This is a genomic window from Ensifer sp. Root127, from assembly GCF_001425225.1.
Taxonomy (GTDB): Bacteria; Pseudomonadota; Alphaproteobacteria; order Rhizobiales; family Rhizobiaceae; genus Ensifer; species Ensifer canadensis.
Map to the genome: position 1 here is coordinate 56,396 of NZ_LMDX01000008.1, position 26,366 is coordinate 82,761.

Consider the following 26,366-nt stretch of genomic DNA (forward strand, 5'->3'; position numbering starts at 1 on the left):
AATTCCGCGCCCTCGGCTTTGAAGGGAAAAGGTTATCCCCGATGGTCGCGTGCCAGCCGATTGAGCGCGTGCTGCAGATTGTTCTGCTTCATTCTTCTGACCCCATGGTGGGAGGCCTGCAAGGCCGATCCCAGAGAGAAGCAAGGCCCCGCGATGGATTTCTTTATGACGGAGAAGGAGCTCGAAGATGGCTTGACCTCGAGCCGCCGAATGGAGAATGTGAGGGGATTGCTCGCGTCCCTGCCGAGCACTCAGGCCTTCCTTTTGGATGCTTGTTGTTTAACGCGGATCCGTAGTGGCTTGCCCTCCACATGCTCGATATCGAAAGCGTTTGTCTTGCGCACGAGATCGCTGAGCTTGCGAAAGCCGTAGGTTCGCGGATCGAAGTCCGATGCCAGGTTCGCCAATTGCGTGCCGATGGCCCCAAGCGGGACCCATCCGTCTTCGCTTTCCATCTGGGAGATGACCTTCTTGATAACGGGGGCCGCGGCGTTCGGTTGCTGGAGCGGAGTGGGCGTCTGAGCCGATTCCGCACCATTTGACGCGGCGATCGGTAGGAGGTTTTCCGTGTAGATGAACCTGCGGCATGCTTGACGGAAGCTTTCCGGCGTCTTTTGCTCACCGAAGCCGAAAACATCAGTGCCTTGCTCGCGGATCCGCGACGCCAGGCGTGTGAAATCACTATCGGACGAGACCAGACAGAAGCCATCGAAGCGACCGCTGTGCAACAGATCCATCGCGTCGATCACGAGGGTGATGTCAGACGCGTTCTTACCGGTCGTGTACGCAAACTGCTGCTGCGGTATGATTGCGTGACGCGACAGCACTTCGATCCATGCTCTCGATCGTGCACTGGCAAAATCCCCGTAGATGCGCCTGACGCTGGCCTCTCCGATCTTGGCGATTTCCTCAAACAGGCCATCGACAATTTTTGCCGATGCATTGTCGGCATCGATCAGGACGGCGAGGCGCGGAGATCGTGCTTCACCAGACATTGAACTCTCCTTTCACTTCCGCGGCGGCTCGAATGTGTTCCCAGCTCTTCGATATTTCGGCGTCATTGCGAACCAAAGGTTGGACCAAACTCCTTTCGACGGCATGACCGGCCAAATTCCAATGCCGATCTTCTCCTTCCATTAGGGCTCCTCTCGGATCGAAGCGACCTCAACGCGCCAACGAAAAGGCTAGACGCGGTTGTCGGTTTTTCTCCTTTGCCCCATTGCGAGGCGGCAGCCACGTTGACTGTGGGCGGCAGGATGGGTTTTGGCTCCGGCAATTTGTGTGGCAGTGCCATATACACCCCTGTTCCACCGTCAATCTCGCGGTTTCGCAGCTACCCCGGTTGTTGCCGGGGGATGCGAGACGGATCTGCCGGATCAAGCATCCTTGTCGAGTTCGGTTGCGTTTCGAAGAGCCTCCTGCATTCTTGAGCGCCAATGGGCGCCCGATGACTTGAACCAGTCGACCACGTCGGTATCGACGTTGAGGGTGAGTTTCGTCGTAGAACCGTCGGAGGGTAAAGCTTTCTTCTTGAGCGCTCGCGGACGTTCGAGAACCTGCTGTACCAAGTCGCCGGTAGCGTGTGTCGAATTAGCTCTAACCATTTGCCAGCCTTATGCCTTTCTGATGCCATTTCTCGCCCGAGCTGGCACGCGTTAGGAAGTGGTAGGATTCTCAAAGCAGCCTTTGTATGCTTCATACATGGACGCCCTCTGGCAAGGGCTTTATGCGGGGATTGAGTGATCGGTTGCTTTCAGGCGATCGAAGCAGGCCTCTCATTAGAGCAGGCTTAGGGCACATACCGGCCCCAGCCGGAACTGACCCCTCAAAGCCTTAACGGCTATTTCTTGGCACTCCTATCAATCGAGTGCCAAAGGTGCTATCTAAGGATTGCAGCCGCCCTATGTGCAGGCCGCAGAAAGAATCTCTATGAAAATCCGTCCACTCCATGACCGCGCCGTCATCCGGCGCGCGCAAGGCTATCTCCAATCCAAGGGCGGGATCATCATTCGCGACATTGCCGAGGAAAAGCCGCAGGAGGGCGAAGTGATCGCCGTCTGTCGAGGCTCCCGTAATGAAGGCGGCAAGCTGATTCCGCTCGACGCCAAGGTCGGTGATAGGATCTTGTTCGGCAAATGGTCCGGTACCGATTTCAGGATCGACGGCGAGGACCCCTGATCATGGACGAGCCCGACATCATGCCCCTCGTCGAAGAGACCGTCGCGGCCAAGAAAGCTGCCTGACAGTCGGTTTTCCGACCCGCAATCTCAAGACCGAACTGGACGAACACAATGCCTGCCAAAGAAATCAAATTCTCCACTGATGCGCGCGATCGCATGCTGCGCGGTGTCGAGTTGCTCAACAACGCCGTCAAGGTGACGCTAGGCCCCAAGGGCCGCAACGTTGTCATCGACAGGGCCTACGGCGCGCCGCGCATCACCAAGGACGGCGTCACCGTAGCAAGGGAAATCGAGCTGGCCGACAAGTTCGAGAACATGGGCGCGCAGATGGTGCGCGAGGTGGCCTCTAAGACCAACGATCTTGCCGGCGACGGTACCACGACGGCGACTGTGCTCGCTGCCTCCATCCTGCGCGAAGGCGTCAAGCTCGTCGCCGCCGGCATGAACCCCATGGATCTCAAGCGTGGCATCGACCTTGCTGTCGCTGCTGTCGTCAAGGAACTCCGGGCGCGCGCCAAGAAGGTCGAGTCCACAGGCGAAATTGCGCAAGTCGGTACCATCGCCGCCAATGGCGACGCGACAGTCGGCGAGATGATCGCCAAGGCAATGGACAGGGTCGGCAATGAGGGAGTCATCACCGTCGAGGAAGCCAAGACCGCCGAGACCGAGCTCGACGTTGTCGAGGGCATGCAATTCGACCGCGGCTATCTCTCGCCCTATTTCGTCACCAATGCCGAGAAGATGCGCGTGGAGCTGGAGGACCCCTACATCCTCATCCACGAAAAGAAGCTTGGCAATTTGCAAGCGATGCTGCCGATACTTGAGGCGGTCGTGCAGAGCGGCAAACCGTTTCTGATCCTCTGCGAGGATGTCGAGGGCGAGGTTCTGGCGACGCTGGTCGTAAACAAGTTGCGCGGTGGCCTGAAGATCGCGGCCGTCAAGGCGCCGGGCTTCGGCGACCGCCGCAGGGCCATACTGGAAGACATTGCCGTCCTCACGGCCGGCCAGATGATCTCTGAGGATCTCGGCATCAAGCTCGACAACGTAACGCTCGACATGCTCGGCCACGCCAAGCGCGTGCTGATCGAGAAGGACACCACCACGATTATCGACGGCTCCGGCGATAAGGCGACCATCCAGGCGCGCATCCAGCAGATCAAGGCACAGATCGAGGAGACAACCTCCGACTATGACAAGGAAAAACTGCAGGAACGCCTGGCGAAACTCGCCGGCGGAGTCGCGGTCATCCGCGTCGGCGGCGCGACCGAAATCGAGGTCAAGGAAAAGAAGGATCGTATCGACGATTCGCTGAACGCCACGCGCGCAGCGGCTGAGGAAGGCATTGTTCCTGGCGGTGGTGTTGCCCTGTTGCGCGCGAGGTCGGTCCTGGTCGGACTGACCGGAGCGAATGCGGACGTCACGGCGGGCATCTCGATCGTGCTCAGGGCGCTGGAAGCTCCGATCCGGCAGATTGCCGAGAACGCCGGTTTCGAAGGCTCGATCGTCGTGGGAAAACTCACCGACAGCAGGAATCACAACCAAGGCTTTGACGCGCAGACGGAGACCTATGTCGATATGATCAAAGCGGGCATCATCGACCCGGCGAAGGTTGTGCGAACCGCTTTGCAGGACGCTGGCTCAATCGCGGCACTTCTGATCACTGCCGAAGCGATGATCGCCGACATTCCCTCAAAAGAATCTGCCCGGCCGGCCGGTAACGGCGGCATGGGCGGGATGGGATACTGAGAACAGTGCCCGAACGGCGTCGGTGCGCGGTTCGTTTATTGGTGTCGGTTGGGCAAGAGGTTTCCGATGCAGCAATTGTAGTGCAGCCATGCCTTTCGAACACAACTCCTGCCGCCGCCATCATCTGGAGAAGATGAAGTTGAGGGTGACGAACCCGGCACAACGAACCAGCATATTGCCGCAATCAGCAGAAACGGCCGGATGAAATGGCAGGCCTTCAACGGCTACGGCAAACGCTCGCTGCGGAGACCGCCATCGGACGATACAAATCCATTATCAGGCGGCGTTTACGGGCCGGTCGCTTCCCGCTCAGCAGACCGAAGTCGCCCTCGGCTGCGCAGTCCTAAAACGAATGCTTGCCGTGCGCACGCCCGAAAACCGTCCGCAAGGCAGCCACGGCATCGTATGCCACTTCAAAGATTCCCATCCGTTCAGGTGCGGGTCTCTGCACCAAACCTGTGCAGCGGGCTTCGCGTCGCGCTCAGTATGTATTGAGAACGTCGAGGGCTTGGTCTGCATTCTCACGATTGAGGCCAGTCATTCTCCACGCATCGACCTTCGCAGGCTTGCCGCTAAAGACGTGGTAGATCGTCCAGGATCCGTCCACTTCAACACGTCGGCCGAATTGATAGCGGCCATGAATTTGGTGTGGCGCGTGGCCCTCGTTCTTCCAGCGTATAATGGTGCGTGCATGCTCTCGGTGGGGCATCGTCGTTCTCCTGTTCTTCGTATCGCAGTGAACCGCTCGGTTACGCCCAGCGGTATCTTTAAGCGTGTGGCAGCGAGTTAGGAATGTTCCCGGCACCATCCAATGTGATGATGCGTTCAAGTTCGTCGGGTTCGATCGCGATCAAGCGCATGCGATACTGATTTTCTATCGTTGCCGGCACTTTGATAAAGGTCGCAACGCGTCGGTAGGCAAGCCAGGAAAGGCCTTCGATGAGGACCTCGTCTTCGTCCACGTCGTAGTCGCCGGCCGCGAACGTTTCCACGGTGTCGGGCAACTGGAAGGGCCGATTGAAGTGGATGGATCGATGGTTGGTTCGATTGAACATGATGTCTCCTTCCGACGCCGGCGTATGCGCGGCGGCGGGGTCCTGCTTGTGTGTCGAGAATTCAGGGGATTGGGGCGGTGCGAAGTTCTACGGCGAAAGCCACATTCGGCCAAATCAACTTGTCTATAGCATAGCGGGTCGATGGAGTTCCAATTGAGGCGGTTGTGCCTGTCGGTCGACGTGAACTCTCCTATTCGTTCCGATGTTTCTCTGGAGGCTGCGACACCTGTCCCACCGAGCGATGGCCAGGTGCCATCGTGCGAGGAAAAAGCCGCGTATCCGCTGCGAATGTGGTAAGCTCTTTGTTTGGAATTGGGGACGCCATGTCCGAGCCGAACAAGCTCTACGAAAGCGACATCATCACCCTCCATAAGGCGCCGCTGATCGGCACGCTCTGCCTGGAATGCGACGAGGGCCCGATCGAAGTGGCCCTGAACCGAACGGCTGCCGAGACGTTGCAAAAGGCGCTTCTGCGGTTTCTTGCCCGCAATTGATGATCTGACCATGCGGGCCCCCGACCGTCGCTGGTCGCCTTCAATGAAGGAGAGCCACAATGTCCTCCCGCTTGGTCTTTTCACTGTTGCTGGTGGCAGTGTCGGTTATCCTTGTCTGGGCATTCAGACCGCCTCAGGGCGACGCCGATGGTCGTCCTCCCATGCAACATGCAGCGACCGGGCAGGCCGTAAACACCGACGTTGGACCGCGACTTAGCGAAACGCTTGTCCGCAACCGCTGAAATGACTATCTCGATTTACCGAATCCGCACGGTTGAGCCGCTAAACCAGCCCAGGCGCCAATGCCATTCCCGCGGGAGCTACGAGCATTGCTCGCCGATCACTCCGATGACGATAGGCATCTGCAAACTCTAGGACGTGGCGTAAAACAACAGGCCCAGATGGTCAGCAGGACACCGGCGCCTGCGACCTCGCCTTACTGTCGTCACCGCGCGAACCTCTGCAACCAATGTGTCGATCAAGGTGCAGTATGATCGCGATCAAGATCGCAATGAGGTAATCCGAGATACCACGATCGCCGAGCCGCCGTCCGCAAAGACAAGGAGGGGAACAATACAGCATCGGAAGTGTTTATTTATCAACCTTCCGCGGCGCTTGGAAGGGAGGAGAGGCCGGGAAGAAGTGCTTTCAGCGTTTCGTTTCCGGCCTTTTTACGCGGAGTGCATTTATTAGGTGGAGGCAGTCATGAACCTCGCGAACCTCCAGATCGAAGGGCTACTGATGGCGATTGCTTCCATCAATCACGTGTTGGTTCGGCGCGGCCTGTTATCGGCCGAAGACATCGAGATCGCATTGCGAAAGGCTGAGGCGATCGAGACAGGTGGCGAAGCCTGGCAGGGACTGTCGCCGGTGCATCGTGATGCGATCAGTTTCCCGATACTGCTACTGCAACTCGCTAATCGCTGCCAGCCCGAGGCGGATCTTCCATGCTTTTCCGAGTTGGCCGGCATGGTCGGCAGAATGAAAGCCCCGGGCGAAGATCAGGGTAGAACGTTCTCGAAGTAGGGACGACGGTCGACTGTAACTAGGTACGATGGCGCCGTCCGCTAACCCTCTAACCCTCTAACCCTCTAACCCTCTAATACCTGACCGCCCTTCACGGGCAGTCAGACGACCAGGCCCGTAGCCTGGAGGACCGCTCCTTCCGGATTGAGACTTCGCTTGCGAGGGAGAAGGCTCCGTCCTCAAACCTTTTCATATTTGTCCGCTACTCGGACTAGCGTTCCCAGCGGCCTTCGTATTTGAACTCCGGGGCCGTCTTGAGCTGATCCTTGGTCGCGTCCATCACCGCCGTCCACTTCTTGTCGTTTTCGACGTATGTGATTTTGACGGCCTTCGGGCTCACGATTACATAGCGATCTCCCATCCCCAGAAACCCGCCAACCGACACGATGTACCCCGTCAGCTGGTCGTCCGACAGGATCAAATCCTTGATCTCCCCGATCGCCTCGTTGGCATTGTTGGTGACGTTGAGATTGATGAGATTGTAGCTCAGCACATCGGTCGGCTTGGCGGTGACGAAGGTTTCGGTGGTCGTGGTTTCGGCCGTCTGCGCGGCAGCCGTTCCTACGATCATCGCAGTCGCAGCAAGAGCAGTCAGAATAGGTCGCATGGTCCCACTCCTTTGAGCATGTTCATGAACCCGGAAACGCCCTGATGTGAGCAAAAGTTCCAACGACCTCAGTTAATTACGCCGGTTTCGTGCACCGCTATTCGAGCCAATATGGGGGCTGTGGGGATTCAGAATCGTTCATGCCAGGCAGTCCTGTTTGAGTTACCTCCAATTGCCTTCGGCCCGATCCCAGTCCATGGGCGTTTTCTCTTGGTTTGCGTCTATACAAACAACTCACAACGTCGGAATTGGTGCGAGCCGTCGCCCGGACGGCTCGAGATCTGTTTCGAGATCTGCCGCGCAGCTCGGTTATCGAGATCGCTGATCATGTGGCGTTGCGCGCAGGTCGTCGATCGACCGCGTGGTACATTGGCACTTTCAAGGGCAGACAAATAGGACTATATAGCTAGACAGTCTAGCCAAAATGGAGCGAAACTATGGAATGGCAACTGCAGGACGCCAAGAACCAATTCTCGAAGGTGGTGCAGAAGGCGCGCCATGAAGGGCCGCAGACTGTCACGCTGCGCGGTGAGCGCACGGCCGTCGTGCTGTCCGCTCACGACTACGACGCTCTGCGCGCCGGCCGGCCAACGCTGGTCGACGATCTGCTTGGCGGTCCTTCTTGGGACGATCAGCTCGCTGATGTGGTGACTGTACGCGTCAAGACGCCAAGCCGCGATGTGGCCTTCTGATGTATCTGGTTGACACCAACATCGTTTCAGAGGCGCGACGCGGCACGCCGCAGGCGGTGTCTTGGCTGCGCTCTGTCGATCCGCTCAGCATCCACCTGAGTGCGCTCACCCTCGGCGAAATCATGTGCGGCATTGCCCTGAAACAGAGGTCGGATCCAAAGACTGCCGCGCACCTGACCGAATGGTTGCGCAAGCTGCGCCACGACCATGGCAACCGCATTTTGCCGATAACCGCCCAAATCGCGGCCGAATGGGGCCGCATCGCGGCAATCCGCCCTCGCGGCGATATTGACGGGTTGATCGCCGCGACTGCGATCGTCCACGATCTCATCCTTGTCACACGCAACGTCAAGGATTTCGAAGACACAGACGCCTCCGTGATCAACCCTTGGGAGAAGTCGGCGTGAGGCGTCGGTCACCCGTTGTATGCCGGATTTATTGAGTCCATTCGACGGAAGTACCGGTTTCCTGTTTTCGATCTGCGGACTTATGCGCCCCATGTCTTTGACACCGATTTTGTTACCGTTGATGGGGACGGGAGGCCTTCAGACGACGGCTGATCCAGCTCTTATCCGCGGGTTGGTTACCGCACTTCCGTAATTCGTTTTGGGCCATCCCTGTCTAAAAGTCGGGCGTTGGAATCTGATATCCGGCCACATAGAGTCGCCGGGAATTCCCCACCGCGGCCCATCCCGTCTCTGTGCTGCCCTGATGTCCGCCGAGGCTCCGGCGCGGGCAAAGCCCCTCAATGAGGCGGCGCCCCGTGCTGGGGGCAGCCCACAGGGACGCTGCCATCTCGCGATCGCCGCAACGACATGGGTTTTTCTTGCCCGCAGCCTTCAGGCGCCGTTAGCGGTCGCACAGCCGTGTATGCACTTTCCAGGCGATCTCCCGCACCGCCTTCGGCAGACCCTCAAGCCGGACGCGAATGGTTTCCGTCACCCTGGCGGGGTGGCGATAGCTCCAGGCGCCTAAACAGGACGCGGCGCGCGCGGCGGTTTCCGGCCAGCGCCCCTTCTGCCCAGCGCCGGAAGCGTGCACTGGCATTGACCCCGCCAAAGCCGAAGCCATTTCGATGGCGTATTCGTGTGCTTCGTTCGCGACGAAATCGATACCGTCGGCTTCCGGATCCGGAGCATTCAATTTCAAGGTCCGTGGTTCGATCTGGTTGATGAGCGCCAGAACCGTGAATATGGCCTTCAGTCCTCCGGCCGCGCCGAGCAGATGTCCCGTGGCCGATTTCGTCCCGCTGACAGCCACGGTCCTTTTTGGAACCAAAAACGCCCTTGATCGCCCTGATTTCACCGAGATCCGACCGGTTCGAGGTGGCGTGCGCGTTCAGATGACCGATCTCAAGCGAAGAAATTCTAGACGTACGGCCTCGTAGACGCTCTCTCCCGAACCGGGCGGTAATTAAAGCTGGTCCTTATTCGCGCCGAGTCATCGAACCAGCTCAGCCTTCAGGCGACATCGTCACCACGCGCAATGCGTCTGACTTCGCTGGCCGCCGCGTCGAGGATCCCTTGCGACAAATTCTCGTCTTCCATGATCCGTGACAGCGTAACCGCCCCCACCATGAGTGACAGTATGGCCATTGCCCTACTGCTGGGATTAGAGGCCTTTTCGTCGCCGATCAGTTCATTCAGAACTTCAAAGTGAGCCCGGATCCCGTCTTCAAATGGGCGCCTTACCTCTTCGCTCTGGCGAGCCGCGTCCGATCCCAACGCCACCAGAGGGCAACCCTCTGCTTTTTCGCCTCTGTGGTCCGAGGAGAGATAGAACTCCATGACGGCTTCAAGCGGATCCGGACTGTTCGCCGCCGCCGCTGACCATCTTCGGGTAGCACTTTCCATTGCGCGCCTCGAGGCCAGCGCAGCAAGGTCGTCCTTCGACGCGAACTGCTTGTAGAAACCACCTTGGGTAAGGCCAGCACCCTTCATCAGATCCTTGAGCCCGATGCCATCGAAGCCATGTTCTCGAAAAAGACGACTTGCGACGTTGATCACCGTCTCGCGGTTCTCCTCGGCCTGTGCCCGGCTCACTCTCATATCGACCTCCGTTTAGATTTAATTTGACATCTATAACGCAATTAGAGTTAGATCGCAATCTAAATTATCCTTATCACCGGTCAAGAAGAGAAACTGAAAATGAAACCCAAACATGTCCTGACGATCGTAGGTCTCGTGGCAGCGGCAGGGGCAGCCGGTGCCTTTTTCCTGGTTTTCGAACCCGCCAGACGGGAGGCCGAGGCTGCCGACCCAAGGACAGCTTCACCACTGGTAAGAGTGGCTGAGGCGGCGAGGACTGGAACAGCGGAACGCTCGTTTACCGGCGCGGTCGCTTCCCGGGTACAGAGCAATCTCGGATTTCGAGTTCCGGGCAAGATCGTTGAGCGGATGGTGGATGTGGGACAGCAGGTCAGGCAAGGTCAGGCTCTGATGCGCATTGACGAGACCGATCTCCAGCTTGCGCTGACAGCGAAGCGCAATACCGCTACCGCAGCACGGGCCGTTCTGACCCAGGTGCAAGCAGACGAGAAACGCTATGCGGTGCTGGTGAAAAATGGCTTGGCAGCCACTCCACAACGCTATGAACAAGCTAAGGCGGCGCTCGACACGGCCATGGCACAACTTGCAGCAGCTGAAGCGGAAGCCGAGGTCGCGGAAAACGCGGCCAGCTATAGCGCTCTTCTAGCAGATTCGGATGGAATTGTCGTCGATACTCTCGGAGATCCCGGGCAGGTCGTTGCAGCGGGTCAGACCGTCATTCAACTTGCCCAGGCGGGGCCGCGTGAAGCTGTTGTCTGGCTACCAGAGACCCTGCGGCCGAAGATCGGTTCCGAAGCGCAGGCCAGTGTCTATGGAGGCGGGGGTCTAAGCGGCAAGGCAAGGCTGCGACAGATTTCCGATTCTGCCGATCCCCAAACTCGGACTTACGAGGCGCGTTATATTCTCGAAGGCAACGCGGCCTCAGCCCCGATTGGCTCGACTGTGACAATCAGAATTCTGGATGCTGACCGCCAATCGGAGGTTGCCGTGCCAGTCGGCGCCATTCTGGACGACGGTAGTCGGACAGGTGTCTGGGTGGTCGATAACACATCTTCATCCGTGAAGTTTACGCCGATCGAAGTGAAGCGGATCGGCGAAGAGACGGCGTTTGTTATCGGAGTGGGGGTTGGCCAACAGGTTGTCGCTCTCGGCGCGCATCTGCTTGAAAATGGCGCGACCGTCAGGGTTGCCCCGAAGCAAGAGGTGACAAAGTAATGAACCTCAACCTTTCCGCCATCGCCGTTCGCGAACGCGCCGTTACCTTGTTCTTCATCGTTCTGCTAGCAGCTGCGGGCGCCTACGCCTTCGTTAAGCTGGGACGCGCCGAGGATCCCTCCTTCACCATCAAGACATTGACAGTCACATTGGTTTGGCCGGGTGCCACAGCGCGCGAAATGCAGGATCTTGTGGCGGAGCCCCTAGAGAAGCGTATCCAGGAACTCACATGGTACGACCGTGTCGAGACGACAACGCGGCCAGGCTACGCATTCCTCACAGTTACGCTCAAGGACAACACGCCAGCATCTGCCGTCGAAGAGGAGTTCTATCAGGCTCGCAAGAAGCTCGGTGACGAAGCCCGAAATTTGCCCCCGGGCGTTATTGGCCCGTTTGTCAACGACGAGTATTCCGATGTCAGCTTCGGCCTTTACGCATTGAAGGCGAAGGGGATGCCGATGCGCGACCTCGTCCGGCAGGCCGAGGTCATCCGCCAGGATCTCCTGCATGTCCCCGGAGTTAAGAAAATCAACATTCTCGGAGAGCGCCCAGAACAGATCTTCGTCGAATTTTCCTATGCCAAGCTGGCAACACTTGGAATATCGGCGCAGGATATCGCTGCTGCTTTACAGAGACAGAACACAGTCACGCCCGCGGGCTCAATCGACACCAGAGGGCCACAGGTCTTTATCCGGTTCGACGGGGCCTACAATAGCGTGCAGGCGATTGCCGACACGCCCATTGTTGCTGCTGGACGAACACTTAAGCTCTCCGATCTGGCCGATGTGCGACGCGGTTATCAGGACCCCGCAACCTATGTCATCCGCCATGAGGGCGAACCCGCGATCATGCTGGGCGCGGTGATGCAAGCGGGCTGGAACGGACTGGATCTCGGCAAGGCGCTTGAGGCTCGGTCCGCCGCGATCGCGCAGACACTGCCGCTGGGCATGACTCTCACGAAGGTCAGCGATCAGGCCGTGAACATCGATGAGGCGGTCGGTGAGTTCATGCTCAAGTTCGCAATGGCGCTTGGTGTCGTTCTGTTCGTAAGCCTGGTTGCACTGGGCTGGCGTGTCGGTATCGTCGTGGCCCTTGCCGTGCCGCTCACACTTGCGGTTGTCTTCCTCATCATGCTGGAAACAGGGCGGTTTTTCGATCGCATTACGCTCGGCGCCTTGATCCTTGCACTGGGGCTTCTGGTTGACGATGCCATCATCGCGATAGAAGTCATGGTCGTGAAGATGGAAGAGGGCATGGACCGCATCAAGGCGGCCGCCTATGCCTGGAGCCATACCGCGGCGCCGATGCTGTCGGGCACGCTGGTCACGATCATCGGACTGATGCCCGTGGGTTTCGCAAAATCAACGGCTGGCGAGTACGCTGGCAATATCTTCTGGGTCGTCGGTTTCGCGCTGATCGTATCCTGGATCGTCGCGGTGACGTTTACGCCCTACCTTGGCGTAAAGATGCTGCCAAACATCAAGCCAGTCGAGGGCGGTCATCACGCCATCTACGATACGCCGAACTACCGTCGCCTGCGTTCCGTCATCGAGTTCGCCGTCCGGCATAAATTTATGGTATGCGCCGTGGTTGGCATCGCCATGGCCGTCTCGGTCGTCGGGATGGGCGGTGTGAAGCAGCAGTTCTTCCCGACATCGGACCGCCCCGAGGTGCTGGTTGAAGTGCGCATGCCCGAAGGCACGGGCATCGAGGCCACATCATCGGCGGTGAAGAAAGTCGAAGATTGGCTACAGGCTCAGCCAGAGACAAAGATCGTCACTAGCTATGTCGGGCAGGGCGCACCCCGGTTCTTCTTTGCCATGGCTCCGGAATTGCCAGATCCCGCCTTCGCCAAGGTCGTCGTGCTGACGCCGGATGCCCATGCACGCGAAGAACTGAAGCACCGCCTTCGTGCCGCAATATCGGAGGGTCTTGTTCCCGAGGCCTCCGTGCGCGTGACCCAGCTCGTATTTGGACCGTATACGCCGTTCCCAGTCGAGTTCCGGATCATGGGGCCTGATCAGGATGAACTCTACAAGATTTCCGAGCAAGCTCTGGCAATTATGAAAACTGTGCCCGATGTCCGTCAGGCCAACCGGGATTGGGGCAACCGTACGCCGGTGTTACGCTTTATTTCGGATCAGGAGAGGCTTAATCTGATCGGTCTTTCACCGTCGGAGGCGGCTCAGCAGATGCAGTTGCTGCTCAGCGGTATTCCTGTCACACAGGTTCGCGACAATATCCGCAACGTGCCTGTCGTCGCACGCAGCGCTGGCGAGAATCGCCTCGATCCATCAAGGCTTGCCGACTTTTCGCTGATGAGCCGGAATGGCCGCCAGGTTCCCCTGGATCAGATCGGGCATTCCGAGATCCGCTTCGAGGAACCGATCCTGAAACGCCGCGACCGGACCCCGGTCATCACCATCAGGTCGGACATCAACGAGGCGACACAGCCTCCGGAGGTCTCGCAACAGGTCATGAAGGCCCTTCAGCCGCTGATCGCATCGCTTCCAGTTGGATACCGCATCGAAATGGGCGGCAACATCGAGGAGTCCCTGAAGGCCAACGTTGCCCTTGTGCAGGTTTTCCCACTGATGATCACAGCTATGTTGATCGTCATCATCCTGCAGGTTCGCAGTCTATCGACAATGACAATGGTGATGCTGACCGCACCGCTTGGTCTTGCCGGAGTGGTTCCGACCTTGTTCTTGTTCAATCAGCCATTCGGCTTCAACGCTATTCTCGGATTGATCGGGCTCGCAGGCATCCTGATGCGAAACACGTTGATCCTCACTGAGCAGATCAAGGAGAACCAGGCGGCTGGTCTCGATGGCTACCATGCTGTCATCGAAGCCACTGTGCAGCGCACGCGCCCTGTCATCCTGACTGCTCTCGCGGCAATCCTGGCCTTCATACCTTTGACCCATTCGGTGTTCTGGGGGTCGATGGCTTATACTCTGATCGGTGGCACAGCGGCAGGCACAGTGATGATCCTGCTCTTCCTTCCGGCCCTGTATGCCGTGTGGTTCCGTATCAAGCCACCCAAAGCAGATGGGAAAGAGGAAACGGTCGAACATCTGGCACAGCCGATGGCGCTGGCGGCAGAATAGGGGCGTCCATGCCACGTATCACGATCCCACAGGGGCGCACGGGCACCGAAGTCGAGATGTGGCGCGAGCGTATACTCGATGTGACGGAAGGACACTTTCGCCGCATCGGTTACCGGAAGACAGCCGATCGCGCTTATGATGCAGACAGCCTGCATGACCTCATCCTTGATCAAGGCGGCGAACCAGTCGTTCCGCCGCGCCGGCATCGCAAGCATCAACATGTCAATGATCGCATCGCTTACAAATAGCGATGGGGCATCGATAGCTTCTTTGCCAAACTCAAACAATGGCGACGCATCGCTACACGCTATGACAAGCTCGCCGCCAATTTCCTCGGCTTCATAAAACTCGCAAGCATCATGCTCTGGCTCAAATGATTAATTCGTCACTGCAGCCTAGTTCTTCTCTGGGCCGCTTGGCGTCAAAGTCGATTCTTCGCGGGGCTTCGCTTGCTATCAGGCCGAAACCTAAGTTTATAAGACTAAGTTCGAGGTAGGGCCATGCACACTGTAAATATTCACGAGGCGAAAACTCATTTGTCCCGGCTCATTGAGAAAGCAGCGAAAGGCGAGTCCTTTATCATCGCCAAATCGGGTAAGCCTTTGGTGAAGGTCGTCGCGGTCGAGACTCCTGCCGCCGACGAAACTCGTCGCGTCGGATTCATGGCGGGGCAGTTTTCCGTACCGGAAGACTTCGATCGTATGGGTGACGAAAATATCGAGAAACTGTTTGGCGGCGAATGATGAAACTCCTGCTGGATACGCGTCTTCTGCTTTGGGCTGCGGGAGAGCCTGGGAAACTGCCGCCCGCCGCTTTGGCTGAAATCGAGAATACCGAAAATGTCTTGCTATTTAGCGCGGCGAGTCTTTGGGAGGTGGCCATCAAGCGCGGACTTGGCCGGGCCGATTTTACCGTAGATCCACGACTACTTCGCCGCGGTCTCATCGATAACGGCTACCAAAAGCTCCCAATCACCAGCGAACACGCAGTAGCGGTGGATGGACTGCCAGCGATCCATAAGGACCCCTTTGATCGGATTTTAGTCGCTCAATCGATCGTGGAGGGTGTCACCTTGTTGACTGTCGATGAACTGGTCGGGCAGTATCCAGCTCCCATTCGCTGTATGCAAAAATAGCGCGAAATCCCCTGCTCGCTCATTCGGAGCGCGCCGGTGTGGACGAATTCCCCAGTGTTAGTGTTTCCCTCAGTCGCGCCGAGGCGTAGGCGCTTCAAGGACGTTCATTTATCTTTGCGATTGCACCGAGCTGGACGCACGATTTGCGCCCCCGGCGTCAAGTACCCAGACGTTCTACTTGTTTGGTAATGATGTTCCCGCAGGCTTAAGGTTGAATTGCGTGCGATCGAGGAGGCTTGGAGGCGCTTGTCAAAACTTTGCTCAAGAAATCGCAGAATGTATCGACTTCAAAGCTCTATAGGGAGCCTTCCGGTAGATGCCGATAGAGCTCCAGCGCCTGATCTTCCTTGCCATAGATGAAGCGATAGATCGTCTCGGTGCAGACACGCACGGCGCTCACGCCATCGGCGAACAGGCGACCGGCGATCTGTTCCGGTGACCGCAGCGCCTCCAGCTGCTCGATGACCAGTGCGCGCAATTGCGGGTGCCGCATCAGCTTCCTCAAACGCCGCCGCCGCTCTTTGCGGATGTCGTCGGCAANACAGCGCCTCCAGCTGCTCGATGACCAGTGCGCGCAATTGCGGGTGCCGCATCAGCTTCCTCAAACGCCGCCGCCGCTCTTTGCGGATGTCGTCGGCAACCGTTGGGAAGTAGCCGCTGTATTCGGGCAGTTCGCGATCGTGGAATGTATTGCGCCTGATCTCGCGATAGATGGTGGAACGGTGACGACCGAGTTGGCGCGCCATTTCATTGATCGGCACCTTGCGTTCGACAAAGTGATAGAGGCGGCGNCGCCTGATCTCGCGATAGATGGTGGAACGGTGACGACCGAGTTGGCGCGCCATTTCATTGATCGGCACCTTGCGTTCGACAAAGTGATAGAGGCGGCGACGATCCGCCAGATTCAGCTGCGAATAGCTTCGTGACATCCCAAAATCTCCAAGGGGAAACCATTGAAATCATTGGCATGTCGCACTTCGAATTAGAATGTACCTCCCATTTCGAAATGAAACGGGTAATCGCCGGAGGCGTGAAGAATGCGCCTCTTTCCTTGCGGAGAACGGGAGTGTCGATAGGGTCGCGATGGGTAACGAAAGTCACGGCTAGCTCCCGAATCGTGCACGCATGGGTTCGCTGTCTTGCCGGTTACCTATTCTATACAGATGAATTTCTGTCTACTCTTTGTTCTATTTCCAATCTGCCGATCCAGCGGAAAAATTGCGGCAAAACATTGCGCAGCAATGCCTACTTCCATCCAGAACTGTAGTGCGCCTATGGGTAGGTGTGCAGCCCATCAAAATCAGGCGCTTAGCGCTCTGGGGTCGACCGTTCGGATCCTTCAAGGCGATCGTCGCTGATCGTTGCGGCTGATGCGCGGGATACCGGCTTCCACGCTCCTCTGGTTGACGACACGCGCTGCCGAGGCACCCGACACTATCGGTGGCCCTGGATTATAAGGTCAAAGAACACGGCATCAATCCTCTCGACATCGAACATGCCGACTGGTGCATATTGCCAGCTTCCGATCGTCTCAGTCGGTGGAACTTTGCGGTTCGACTAGCCATCGGAACGAACAAGGAGCGCCGGGAGTACCAAATCGAATCCTCTAACGTTGCGTTCGGGGCCGAAGTGGAACGGCCGCTTCTTAGATGGCAGCGCTGGCCTTTGTATTCAGCGTAGTGGACCGACTGCAGGGACGACGATCGGAGCGACGGCCCTTACTTCACCGTGATGGCAATGCCGCTGAGATCGGCGTTGACTTGCAGGCCTACCTGCTTGCCTGAGAGTTCGAGTCGGGCGCCCTTGTCATTGGTCATGACGATTACTTGGGCCCCTTTGCCGAGCGCGCCGCCACCGCCCACCGCACCGTAGACCCCCGTCACATCCCGGGCGCGGCGAATGTGGCTAACCGTACCCTGGAAATAGGTCTTCGAAGCCCCGAAGGCGAGGCCGCCCGAGAGGCCCCCGACAGAGATGGGATAGCGGCGACCATGGAAGGTCAGCGTGCCCTCGCCCCCAGAGCCACCCACAAAGAAGGCAGCCTTGTAGACTGAGAAGCTGATCGTACCGCTGTCGGCATGCGCGGAGCCGGCAAAGCTGATTCCTGCTACAGCGATAACCGCAGCCGCGACTGAACGAAATCTGGACGAAATCTTCATGATGCAAATCTCCTCAAAATCGAGGCTTACCCAGCCAGGAGGGCACGTCAGCGTCATGCCAAAGAGTCACAGCTCAAACCGTCTCGCCCGTCATTAGTTCCAGGCACGCGGCCTGAATCCGTCTGGAAGAAGGCCGCCACGAAACGAGGTGGATGGCACACATAGTCTCGGTGGCAGGGTCGGTGGCAGCCAACGCTCGGCTGCTTAGGCTCCATCGGCCACGAGCACAGAAACGGGCACGACTGGATCTTCCTTCACGGTCTTGGTAACGATGTAGGTAAAGTAGCGGGCGATGCCGAGTTCGCGGTCGAGAAGCGCGTCGATCAGGCGCTGGTAGGCATCGATATCGGCTGCAACCACCTTCAGGATATAGTCGACGCCGCCGCCGACCGACCAGCAGCAGACGATCTCGCGAATGTCGCGGACGACCCTTTCGAACCGGTCGAAGTCGGCCTGGCGGTGGTTGGCCAGGGTGATCTCGACCACCAGGCTGGCGACCGGGGCGACGCGTCGCAGCGACAGGCGTGCATGATAGCCGCTGATGATGCCGGCCTTCTCCAGCTTGCGCAGTCGCATCCAGCACGGCGTTGGAGAGAGGCCCGCCTTTTCGGCGAGCGCGAGTTTGGTGATGCGGCCATCCCGCTGGATGGCGTCAAGGATGCGCAGGTCAATCGCGTCAAGTCTCATGGCAAACTCCTGCGCCGGTCTCCGCGTGCTTGCCTTGGTCAGGCCCTGCTGAGCGAGGCCATTTTTTCGGCTTCCATTTCGGCGATGTCCTGGAAGCGGTCGGCGATGCGTGCATGGGCACGACCGCTATCGGAAGCGCCGATGGCAACGATGATCTCATCCGGGCCTGGCGCATCGGCGATCTGGAAATTGGCTGTGAGGAAATGCGATCGCTTGCCGTTCTCACTCTTGTGCATCATCGGCAGGCACAGAAGAGCACCTGGCGCATTGCGGGTATTGGCAAATTCCAGATAGTTGGTGCCGCCGATCGCTTCGCGGAAGGGATTGCCGAACCGCAAAGTATGGATCATCGCCGAGGCATGTTCGATCTCTCCGTTGATCCCGACCGCGGCTGCCTTGCCGCAAGCCTCGATCCTTTCCGGAGCCAGCTGGCGCAATAGCCGGTCGGTCATTTCATGGCTCAGTTCGCCGGCGATGCGGATGATCTCCGGCCGGAGATCGTCGACAAAGCCTCGCCCGGCCCAAGGGTTACGGATTACCGCTGCCACGACAACGATATTGACGGGACGGGAGGCCGCCTTGCCGCCTTCTACGAAGGTCTCTTCCAGGAAAGTGCAAATTTTTCTGATGCCGAGGGTCATGCTCTGAAGCCGCTGATAGTGGAAACTTGCGACAACCTACCGCGATGCCCGGTGAATTCTTCCTATGTTCGGATGAAGAGAAGCGTCGAACGATCCTGCGAAAGAAAGCAGACCAATGTGCTGGCCGGCAGCGTCCAAGGCTGATGGGGCCCGGCAGGTTCCATCTCTCCAGATGACTGGATCGCTGCGGCCCTTAAGTAATCGATCTCTGAAATGCCTCTCCAGATTGCAGACTTTAGATCAGTGGCGAGAAAAATTGCCGCTGCTTTTCCTCTGTATAGGAGAATGCCCCCGCTGCCGGTGCTCCTCATCATGGTCCCGTCAAGAAACGTCTTGTCGTAATGAGACTGAAGGGGACCCAAATGAAGACGATACTGGCCAATTCGAGCGCTCTGCTTCTCGCGCTGCAGGTTTCTGCAAACCCGGCTCTTGCGGACACCGTAAAACTAGACGCACTCATCGAACAAAAATATCCCGAACTTGAAAGGGTTTACCGGGATATCCATTCCAATCCCGAACTCGGATTTCACGAAACTCGGACCGCAAAGCTGCTGGCAGCTGAACTTGACAAGCTCGGCTTCGAGGTAACTGCAGGCTTCGGTGTCGAATCCGGTCTCGTCGGTGTCTTCAGGAATGGTGACGGACCGACGATTATGCTTCGCACCGAACTCGATGCCCTTCCGATGGAGGAAAAGACCGGACTTGACTATGCTAGCCGGGTACAGGTGCCGGCAACCCAATGGCCCGGGAACACCGACGCCTCCGCAAAGGTCTTTGTCGCCCACAGCTGCGGCCACGATATCCACATGGCGTCATGGCTCGGGGCTGCGCAATTGTTGGTCGACATGAAGGATCATTGGCGCGGGACGCTCCTTTTGGTCGGCGAGCCAGCCGAAGAAATCGGCGGCGGCGCGACGGCGATGCTCAAGGCGGGACTGTTCGAGAGGTTCCCAAAGCCGGATTTCGGTTTCGCGGTGCATGTGAACGGCGAGCCTGCCGGCAAGATTACCGTGAAGGACGGGGCCTTCAGCGGAAACTCCGATACGTTTGACCTGACCTTCAAAGGCCGAGGGGCGCACGGTAGCGCACCACACCTTTCGATCGACCCGATCGTATTGGGCGCCCGCTTCGTCACCGATATCCAGGCCGTCGTCAGCCGCGAGAAAGACCCGCGCGAGCCCGGTGTGATCACAATCGGCAGCTTTCAGGCGGGGACAGCCGGCAACATCATCCCTGATCAGGCCAAACTCAAGCTGACGATGCGTTCGACCACGCCCGAGACCCGTAAGCTGCTGCTTGAAGCAATGCACAGGGTGGCCGGCACGACGGCACAATCGGCTAAGGCCCCGGAGCCGGAATTGCTGCGCATCGGCGGCGGCGCTGTGGCCGGCACAAATTCGTCGCAGCTGATCGGTGACATCAAGCCGGCATTGGATAGGTCTTTCGCAGATATCGTGTATGTACCAGCCGCCGTGCAGCCAACGCTTGGAGTGGAAACCTATCCCGAGTTTATCGAGGCGGGCGTGCCCTCGATCTTTTATTGGATCGGCGGGAGTTCTCCCGAACAGATCGAAGAAGCCCTGCATGAAAACAGACCTGTTGCTTCCAACCATTCGCCCTTCTTTGCGCCGGCTCCGGAGACGTCCATCAAGACGGGTGCAAAGATCCTTGCGATCTCTGTGCTCCAGAAGGCGGCCGTGGACTAAGACATAGTTCGGCAGAAACTCCAGCTTTCGTGGTCATCGGGAGCCCGGTGGTCACGAGGTCTGAATACACTCGCATGACACGTGCTGGATGCGGGCTCGGATAAGTAAGCCGGAGATTTGATTGTCTTTCGCAAGCTGCACCTGCGGAAGCTTTTGGTTCCTATGTTTCGTCGGATCAACCGTCCAAATTTTCCTATGAAAGATAGTGGATTTATACGGTCTGTGCGCGCATGGTAGTTGACGGAAGTCAAGAGGCGAGCCGATTTGGATCAGAAGTCCCGGATATTGTCGCTCCGCGACGTCGCCAGCCAAATCAACAGCGGCGGCGACTTGCGGACCGTACTGCAGCAGCTCATCGCCGCCGCCTGCCGTCATGCCAACTGGGCCTTGGGATCGATAATGGGCATCGATGCGGCACACGGCTACGCCCATGTGATCGTGCGCCACGATCCCACGCTGATTGATCGGCAACTGCCGGACAAATGGGAACTGGCGACAAGCCCGTCACTGATCGCGCTCCAGCGCAACGAGCCAGTCTATATTCGTGACGCGCGGGAAACGGTCGACTTTCCAGGCTATCGAAAAGAAGCCTTCGAGCGCGACTATCGCACCGTTCTCGTGATGCCGATGAATTGCAGGGACGCGGAGGGCCGCCCTATGGTGCTCAGTGTCATTGCGCGGCAGGTGACGGAGGTCTCAGAGGATGATCTCGCCTTTCTCGGGTCGATCATCCACCTTGGTGCCATTGCGGTCGAGCGCGAACATCAGCTGGAGGCACAGAAAGTGTCTGCGCAGCGTCTGGAGCGGACGCTCAAGGCGCACACCTCGCTTCTGGAGCATGTGTTGAGCGACGGATCGGTGTCATCGCTTTCAGCGATGGTTGGCGCAATGATACCCAATCCAACGGTTGTCGTCGATTTCACCGCAAACCACGTCATGGCCGGCAGGTCGCCGAAGCCGACGCTGATCGATGACAATGGCTGGCAGGATGCGGCCTCGACTTTGCTCGCCCGTGCGCTGATGAAGGCGGCGCGTGATGCGGCCGAAAGGGGCGCGAGCGAAGAGACAAGTCTGTTTCTCGATCTCGGTAATCACCGTTTCAAGATTTCCGCGCGCGTCGAAGCGCTCATGGTCGACATGCAATTGGTCGGCGCACTGATCATTTTCCCTTCGCCGCAGGAATTCAGCGACCTGGATCTGATGATGCTGGATAGCGCCAAATTTGCGCTGAGTGTACAGATGATGCGCAGCTTCATTCGCTTCCGCTTTGAGACGCGAACCCAGACTGAGCTTTTCTTCGAGGTGGTGGAGGGCCGCTGGCGCGACGCGAATGATATCTCCCAGCGTGCTCAGCGCCTTGGGCTTAGTTTCTCCGTGCCTCAGCAGATGATCGTCATCGATTTTCCCGACAAGACCAAGGCTTTCGGCGGCGCGTCCGTCGATGTCGAGCACACGCTTTCGCGCATCATGCAGCAGGCGTCATTGCCGGCGGGTCTGGTCGCCATCGCTGGTGGTGCCGTCTGCCTGGTCCCTTACGACGCCAGCAAGCGACAGGAGCGCCTGGTAAAGCTCACACGCCGCATTGCGGAGGAGTTGGGCCGATATTTTGATGAGGAGCCGATCGTGGTGGCCGGCAATCGCTGCGCGGCGCTCGCCGACTATCCGGCCGCTTGGGAGCGCTGCGCCCGCATGATCCGGATCGGCCGCTCTTTCGGCTTGACCGGATCGCTCGCAGCCCAGGACTTCGGTCCGCTTCCGATGCTGGTCGCTGCTTGCGAGGCCGGCGATGTCCGAGGCTTCGTGGAAGAAAGCATAGGCGCCATTGCCGACCACGACCGCCAGAACGGAACGCCCTACCTGGAAACCTTGTCGATCTATTTGCAGGAGGGCTGTCGCAGTCAGGCCTGCGCCGATGCGATGGGCCTGCATGTGACAACACTGCGTTACCGGCTGTCGCGCATTCAGGAGCTTTTCGGCATAGATGTCGAAACGCCGGAGAAGCGTTTCGCCGTCGAGCTCGCGATCCGCCTCAACGGCGTCATCGACAATCGCTCCGCCGCCCGCGGCTGATTTTTCCTCCTGGTCTGACCACCTGTTGCGCGGCGATCGCAGCGCTCGTTCTCGGCCTGCTTCATGCTCCTATGGATCGGCGGAGACGTTTTCCCTTTGCTCCTACGAAGGCGTGGAAGAATGGTCGGTAACTCGGGGATAGCCTCTACTCAACCTGATGGAGAGGAGGCATTGAGGAATGACCGAGACAGCCGCATCGACCGACGCGCCTATCGATCCCATAGCGCTGCGTCGCGCCTTCGGCACGTTCGTGACCGGTGTTACCGTGATCACGACGCGTGACGAGGACGGCACGCCGCGCGGCATGACCGCAAACTCCTTTACCTCCGTTTCGTTGGACCCGCCTTTGCTGCTCGTGTGCGTGGCGAAGTCGGCATCGAGCTACCACGCCTTCACCAGAGCCGGATGCTTTGCCGTCAACGTTCTGCATGAGGGACAGGTCGATGTTTCCGGGATCTTCGCCTCGAAGTCGCAGGACAAGTTCCAATCGGTGACGCATGACCACATCCACACGGGTGCGCCGGTGCTGACAGACAGTTTGACCTGGTTCGACTGCACCACCTCAAACACGGTTGACGCCGGCGACCATGCGATCTTGATCGGTGAGGTTCGCGCCTTCGGCACAAGCCCGACTGCGCCGCTTGGCTTCTGCAGGGGGCGCTACGCCAGCGTGAAGGATCCGCTGCCGAATGGCTGGCTTGCTTCTCATGGCATGATCATCGGCTATCTCATCGAAGCTGGCGATGGTCTGCTGCTGCGCTCGGACGGCAAGGGCAACTGGGTGCTGCCATCGGCACGGCGTCGAAAGGCGGATAGCCAGCTCGTCGTCGACGGCGGCGATGCGCTTCGCCTCGTACCGGAAGAAACGTTTCTCTATTCCGTATTCGACGTTGCCGACAGCGATCCGGGTTATCTTGTTTACCGCGCCCGCCTTGCCGGCGAGGGGAGCAGCCTACCTGGTGATCTTCGCTTTTTCTCGATCGACGATTTGCCCTATGACGCGATCGCCACCCATGAACTGCGTTCCATGCTGCGGCGCTATGTGCGCGAGCGGCAGGCGGGGCGCTTCGGCATCTACATGGATTCTGATGACGGCGGTCGCGTCGCGATGATCGACGGCGAAGCCCGTGCCTGGCTTCAAGCCTCCCAAGACCAAGGACAGTGATATGAAGACGACAGTTACCTCCATCGAAGGATCGCGCCAGCTCGTGTTCATCGATGGGCAGTTCGTGAAGCCCAGAAACGGCACGTATATCCAAAGCTATGACCCGACGACGGGCAAGCCCTGGTACGAATTTGCCGATGGCGATGCGGACGATGTCGACGCCGCCGTTGCCGCGGCCAGCACCGCCTTTCGCAACCCGGCGTGGCGGCGCATGACACAGACCGACCGCGGCGGGTTGATGCGCCGTCTCGCCGAGCTCGTGCGTCAGAATGCCGATGCGCTTGCAGCAATCGAGACCCGCGACAACGGCAAGCTGCTCAAGGAAACCACGGCGCAGATGCGCGCCATGCCCGACAGCTACCACTACTTCGCCGGCATGGCCGACAAGCTGCAGGGCGAGACGATCCCGATCAACCGGCTCGACACCTTGAACTTTAATCTTCGCGAACCCTTGGGCGTCATCGGAATGATCACGCCGTGGAATTCGCCGCTGATGTTGCTGACCGGCACGCTGGCGCCATGCCTGGCGATCGGCAACACGGTCGTCATCAAGCCTTCGGAACATGCAACTGCTTCCACGCTGGCGCTTGCCGAGCTGATCCACGAGGCGGGTTTTCCAGCTGGCGTCGTCAATGTGGTAACGGGTACGGGAAAAAGCGCCGGGGAGGCGCTGACGCGCCACCCCGGTGTCGCGAAATATGTCTTTACGGGCAGTACGGTCACCGGTCGACGGATCGCAGGCAATGCAGCTGAGAACCTCATTCCCTGCTCAATGGAGCTTGGTGGTAAGTCGCCCCATGTGGTCTTCGGGGATGTCGATATCGAACATGCCGTAAATGGGGTCGTCTCCGGCGTCTTCGCGGCTGCCGGCCAGACCTGCGTGGCAGGCTCACGCTGCTTTGTCGAGGCGGGTGCCTACGCCAGGTTCATCGACGCGCTCGTCGCCAGGACCGAGCAGATTTGCGTCGGCCTGCCGACGGCCGACGACACGGATATCGGCCCGCTCGCGCTCGCCGACCAACTTACGAAAGTGGAGGGCTACGTCGCATCCGGCGTCAGGGAAGGCGCGAAGATCGCCACAGGCGGCCGCCGACCCCAGCGAGAAGGACTTGCTGAAGGAGGCTGGTACTTCGAGCCGACCGTCATGATCGACGCGCAGAACGACATGACCTTCATGCGCGACGAACTCTTCGGCCCTGTGGTCGGGGTCATGCCGTTCCGCGACGAGGAGGAGATGATCCAACTCGCCAACGACACGCGCTATGGCCTCGCCTCTGGCATCTGGACCAAGGACATCGATCGGGCGCTGCGCTTCGCCAATCGGATCGACGCCGGCACGGTGTGGATCAACACTTATCGATCCGCCTCCTTCATGTCCGCCAATGGCGGCTTCAAGGAAAGCGGCTACGGCCGGCGTGGCGGCTTCGAGGTCATGCACGAGTTCTCGCGGCTGAAGAACGTCATCGTCGATTACTCCGGCGCGATGCAGGACCCCTTCGTCATTCGCTTGAAGTAACGACAAACGCACCGGCACAGGAAAGGCAGAAAACCATGAAGTTCGCAGTTTCCCTCACGATGGAACGCTTCTCTCCGGACGTACCGATGGAGCGGGTGAAGAGCAACCTGCTTCAGCTCGCGCGAATTGCCGATGAAGGCGGTTTCGAGGCGCTGTGGACCGCCGAGCATCATACGCTTGAATGCACGATTTCTCCGAACCCGTTCCAGACGCTCGTCTGGCTCGCACAGCACACCGATCGGATTCGGCTAGGCACATCAACGCTGGTTGCACCCTATTGGAACCCGATCCGGCTGGCGGGCGAGTCGGCGCTTTGCGACCATCTGACTAATGGCCGCCTGGAATTCGGTATTGCGCGCGGCTCCTACCAGTATGAGTTCGATCGCCTGGCCGGCGGTATGCCGCAGCAAGAAGGCGTCGCCTACATGAAGGAGATCGTCCCGGCCGTGAAGAAGTTGTGGTCCGGCGACTACACGCATGAAGGGCGCTACTGGAAATTCCCTCGGACGGCGGCCGTGCCCAAGCCGCTACAGCAGCCGCATCCGCCGATCTGGGTTGCGGCGCGCGATCCCGGGACATTCGACTGGGCGATTGCGAACGGTGCCAGCATTCTGTCGACGCCGCTCTCTGCGCCGGCTGCTGAAATCCAGGTGCTTTCTGACAAGTTTCACAAAGCGGTCGCTGATCACCCGGAAGTTCCGCGACCGCGCTTCATGATGCAGCGCCGCACCTGCGTCTACGACAGGCCGGATGGTGGGGAACTCGCCGTCAAGCACAGCATGGACTACGGCCGCGCCTTCGAAAACCTCATGCAGAATATCGGCGCGGTGCGCGACGGCTTCCCGGAAGCCGTGCCTTATGAAGCGGTCAAGGGCAAGGATAACTACAATCCGGAAAACATCCGCAAAAACCTGATGTTTGGGACACCGGACGAAGCGATTGAGAAGCTGCTGGCCTATGAAGCGGCTGGCGTCGACCAATATTGTCTTGGCCTGACCTTCAACCTGCCGTTCGAATTGCAGAAGCGGACGCTGGAGTTGTTCATCTCGGAAATCATGCCCTTCTTTGCGGCGCGCGAGAACGAGCAGAAGCGCGTCGCGGTGGGGCGCTGACG

22 protein-coding genes and 6 pseudogenes are annotated in these 26,366 nt (G+C 58.8%); 17 read left to right on the plus strand and 11 right to left on the minus strand.

Annotated features, from left to right (window positions below):
- Positions 1-251: 251 nt before the first annotated feature.
- Together ASD03_RS11030 and ASD03_RS11035 are read right to left on the minus strand one after the other, a co-directional pair.
- Positions 252-995: an NYN domain-containing protein gene (locus tag ASD03_RS11030; protein WP_057213483.1), complete on the minus strand. Its 744-nt coding sequence runs from the start codon at positions 993-995 to the stop codon at positions 252-254.
- Positions 996-1,376: 381 nt separating this feature from the next.
- The gene (locus tag ASD03_RS11035; RefSeq protein WP_057213486.1) at positions 1,377-1,604 is read right to left on the minus strand and encodes a BrnA antitoxin family protein; all 228 of its coding nucleotides are present in this window, start codon (positions 1,602-1,604) and stop codon (positions 1,377-1,379) included.
- A 325-nt stretch (positions 1,605-1,929) separates the two neighbouring features.
- Here ASD03_RS11035 and ASD03_RS11040 point away from each other — a divergent pair.
- The 3 genes and pseudogenes from ASD03_RS11040 to ASD03_RS38820 form a co-directional block, all read left to right on the plus strand.
- Positions 1,930-2,243: pseudogene (locus tag ASD03_RS11040) on the plus strand (co-chaperone GroES).
- 48 nt (positions 2,244-2,291) lie between these two features.
- Positions 2,292-3,926 (plus strand): chaperonin GroEL, encoded by a 1,635-nt coding sequence (groL, locus tag ASD03_RS11045; RefSeq protein WP_057213490.1) that lies wholly within the window; start codon positions 2,292-2,294, stop codon positions 3,924-3,926.
- Positions 3,927-4,070: 144 nt separating this feature from the next.
- Positions 4,071-4,315, plus strand: a pseudogene (locus ASD03_RS38820) (IS5/IS1182 family transposase); the annotation flags it as partial.
- 378 nt (positions 4,316-4,693) lie between these two features.
- Here the strand turns inward: ASD03_RS38820 and ASD03_RS11055 are convergent.
- Positions 4,694-4,981 (minus strand): hypothetical protein, encoded by a 288-nt coding sequence (locus ASD03_RS11055; protein ID WP_057213496.1) that lies wholly within the window; start codon positions 4,979-4,981, stop codon positions 4,694-4,696.
- Positions 4,982-5,304: 323 nt separating this feature from the next.
- On the opposite strand from ASD03_RS11055, the gene ASD03_RS38825 reads away from it, so the two are divergent.
- Both ASD03_RS38825 and ASD03_RS11065 read left to right on the plus strand, forming a co-directional pair.
- A complete protein-coding gene (locus ASD03_RS38825; protein WP_156407934.1) occupies positions 5,305-5,475 on the plus strand; it encodes a hypothetical protein in 171 nt (56 codons plus the stop codon).
- A 705-nt stretch (positions 5,476-6,180) separates the two neighbouring features.
- Positions 6,181-6,501, plus strand: coding sequence for a hypothetical protein (locus tag ASD03_RS11065; protein ID WP_057213503.1), 321 nt, complete (start codon positions 6,181-6,183; stop codon positions 6,499-6,501).
- Positions 6,502-6,712: 211 nt separating this feature from the next.
- Here the strand turns inward: ASD03_RS11065 and ASD03_RS11070 are convergent, their stop codons facing one another.
- Complete coding sequence (locus tag ASD03_RS11070; RefSeq protein WP_057213506.1) at positions 6,713-7,108, minus strand: PRC-barrel domain-containing protein; 396 nt, start codon at positions 7,106-7,108, stop codon at positions 6,713-6,715.
- Positions 7,109-7,545: 437 nt separating this feature from the next.
- Here ASD03_RS11070 and ASD03_RS11075 point away from each other — a divergent pair, with 437 nt between their 5' ends.
- On the plus strand, positions 7,546-7,800 hold the full coding sequence (locus tag ASD03_RS11075; RefSeq protein ID WP_057213508.1) for a type II toxin-antitoxin system Phd/YefM family antitoxin: 255 nt from the start codon (positions 7,546-7,548) through the stop codon (positions 7,798-7,800).
- Positions 7,800-8,207 carry a type II toxin-antitoxin system VapC family toxin gene (locus ASD03_RS11080; RefSeq protein WP_057213511.1) on the plus strand — a complete coding sequence of 136 codons (408 nt, stop codon included), beginning with the start codon at positions 7,800-7,802 and terminating at the stop codon, positions 8,205-8,207. Before ASD03_RS11075 ends, ASD03_RS11080 begins: the two co-directional genes overlap by 1 nt.
- A gap of 608 nt (positions 8,208-8,815) precedes the next feature.
- Here the strand turns inward: ASD03_RS11080 and ASD03_RS11085 are convergent.
- Positions 8,816-9,166 (minus strand): annotated as a pseudogene (locus ASD03_RS11085) (beta-ketoacyl-[acyl-carrier-protein] synthase II); the annotation flags it as partial.
- Positions 9,167-9,260: 94 nt separating this feature from the next.
- Positions 9,261-9,848 carry a TetR/AcrR family transcriptional regulator gene (locus tag ASD03_RS11090; RefSeq protein WP_057213517.1) on the minus strand — a complete coding sequence of 196 codons (588 nt, stop codon included), beginning with the start codon at positions 9,846-9,848 and terminating at the stop codon, positions 9,261-9,263.
- A 99-nt stretch (positions 9,849-9,947) separates the two neighbouring features.
- Between ASD03_RS11090 and ASD03_RS11095 the strand changes: the two genes are divergently transcribed.
- From ASD03_RS11095 to ASD03_RS11115, 5 genes and pseudogenes are all read left to right on the plus strand, one after another.
- Complete coding sequence (locus tag ASD03_RS11095) at positions 9,948-11,063, plus strand: efflux RND transporter periplasmic adaptor subunit (RefSeq protein WP_057213520.1); 1,116 nt, start codon at positions 9,948-9,950, stop codon at positions 11,061-11,063.
- The gene (locus ASD03_RS11100) at positions 11,063-14,173 is read left to right on the plus strand and encodes an efflux RND transporter permease subunit (protein WP_057213523.1); all 3,111 of its coding nucleotides are present in this window, start codon (positions 11,063-11,065) and stop codon (positions 14,171-14,173) included. Before ASD03_RS11095 ends, ASD03_RS11100 begins: the two co-directional genes overlap by 1 nt.
- Positions 14,174-14,295: 122 nt before the next feature.
- Positions 14,296-14,550, plus strand: a pseudogene (locus ASD03_RS11105) (transposase); the annotation flags it as partial.
- A 123-nt stretch (positions 14,551-14,673) separates the two neighbouring features.
- Entirely contained in the window at positions 14,674-14,916 is a 243-nt protein-coding gene (locus ASD03_RS11110; protein ID WP_057213527.1) for a type II toxin-antitoxin system prevent-host-death family antitoxin, read from the plus strand.
- Complete coding sequence (locus ASD03_RS11115) at positions 14,916-15,308, plus strand: type II toxin-antitoxin system VapC family toxin (RefSeq protein WP_057213707.1); 393 nt, start codon at positions 14,916-14,918, stop codon at positions 15,306-15,308. The genes ASD03_RS11110 and ASD03_RS11115 overlap by 1 nt, the downstream gene beginning before the upstream one ends.
- A 307-nt stretch (positions 15,309-15,615) precedes the next feature.
- Here the strand turns inward: ASD03_RS11115 and ASD03_RS40400 are convergent.
- The 5 genes and pseudogenes from ASD03_RS40400 to ASD03_RS11135 form a co-directional block, all read right to left on the minus strand.
- Positions 15,616-15,848: pseudogene (locus tag ASD03_RS40400) on the minus strand (IS30 family transposase); the annotation flags it as partial.
- 1 nt (position 15,849) lies between these two features.
- Positions 15,850-16,099 (minus strand): annotated as a pseudogene (locus ASD03_RS38835) (helix-turn-helix domain-containing protein); the annotation flags it as partial.
- A gap of 927 nt (positions 16,100-17,026) precedes the next feature.
- Positions 17,027-17,467: a hypothetical protein gene (locus ASD03_RS11125; RefSeq protein ID WP_057213530.1), complete on the minus strand. Its 441-nt coding sequence runs from the start codon at positions 17,465-17,467 to the stop codon at positions 17,027-17,029.
- Positions 17,468-17,671: 204 nt separating this feature from the next.
- Positions 17,672-18,154 carry an Lrp/AsnC family transcriptional regulator gene (locus ASD03_RS11130; protein ID WP_057213533.1) on the minus strand — a complete coding sequence of 161 codons (483 nt, stop codon included), beginning with the start codon at positions 18,152-18,154 and terminating at the stop codon, positions 17,672-17,674.
- Positions 18,155-18,192: 38 nt separating this feature from the next.
- Positions 18,193-18,795 (minus strand): amino acid synthesis family protein, encoded by a 603-nt coding sequence (locus tag ASD03_RS11135; protein WP_057213534.1) that lies wholly within the window; start codon positions 18,793-18,795, stop codon positions 18,193-18,195.
- Positions 18,796-19,157: 362 nt separating this feature from the next.
- Here ASD03_RS11135 and ASD03_RS11140 point away from each other — a divergent pair, with 362 nt between their 5' ends.
- From ASD03_RS11140 to ASD03_RS11160, 5 genes are all read left to right on the plus strand, one after another.
- Complete coding sequence (locus ASD03_RS11140) at positions 19,158-20,501, plus strand: amidohydrolase (RefSeq protein WP_199197060.1); 1,344 nt, start codon at positions 19,158-19,160, stop codon at positions 20,499-20,501.
- Between the two features lie 264 nt (positions 20,502-20,765).
- On the plus strand, positions 20,766-22,571 hold the full coding sequence (locus ASD03_RS11145) for a helix-turn-helix domain-containing protein (protein WP_057213537.1): 1,806 nt from the start codon (positions 20,766-20,768) through the stop codon (positions 22,569-22,571).
- 178 nt (positions 22,572-22,749) lie between these two features.
- Entirely contained in the window at positions 22,750-23,736 is a 987-nt protein-coding gene (locus ASD03_RS11150; RefSeq protein ID WP_057213540.1) for a flavin reductase, read from the plus strand.
- Position 23,737: 1 nt separating this feature from the next.
- Positions 23,738-25,252, plus strand: coding sequence for an aldehyde dehydrogenase (locus tag ASD03_RS11155; RefSeq protein ID WP_057213543.1), 1,515 nt, complete (start codon positions 23,738-23,740; stop codon positions 25,250-25,252).
- Positions 25,253-25,287: 35 nt separating this feature from the next.
- Entirely contained in the window at positions 25,288-26,364 is a 1,077-nt protein-coding gene (locus ASD03_RS11160; protein WP_057213546.1) for an LLM class flavin-dependent oxidoreductase, read from the plus strand.
- The last annotated feature ends 2 nt before the right edge of the window (positions 26,365-26,366 follow it).